General features: G+C 68.0%; 1 protein-coding gene. It reads right to left on the bottom strand.

The window, feature by feature from the left end; translation table 11 throughout:
* The coding region (locus tag ACNFOC_RS55830; protein ID WP_416966502.1) for a substrate-binding domain-containing protein at window positions 1-388 on the bottom strand (388 nt) is incomplete at both ends.

Raw genomic sequence — 388 nt, forward strand, 5'->3', positions numbered from 1 at the left:
GTCGGGGGTGAGCTCCACGGTGGCGTTGGCCTCGCCCGCGGCGATCGCCTTGAAGATGTCGGGGACCGCGTCGATCGAGACCGTCAGGATCTCCTTGCCGGGCTTCAAGCCGGCCTCCTTCATCGCCTGGATGGCGCCGACCATCATGTCGTCGTTGTGGGCGTAGACCGCGCAGATCGAGCGGCCGCCCTCGGCCTTGATGAAGCTCTCCATCACCTCCTTGCCCTTGGCCCGGGTGAAGTCGCCGGTCTGGCTGCGCACGAGCTTCAGGTTGGCGTGGGGCGCGAGGGCGGCGTCAAAGCCCTTCTTGCGGTTGGTGGCGACGCTGGCGCCGACCGTGCCCTGGAGTTCGACCACGTTGCAGGGCTTCTCGCCGACCGTCTTGGCC

The organism is Streptomyces colwelliae, assembly GCF_048158785.1.
Taxonomy (GTDB): Bacteria; Actinomycetota; Actinomycetes; order Streptomycetales; family Streptomycetaceae; genus Streptomyces.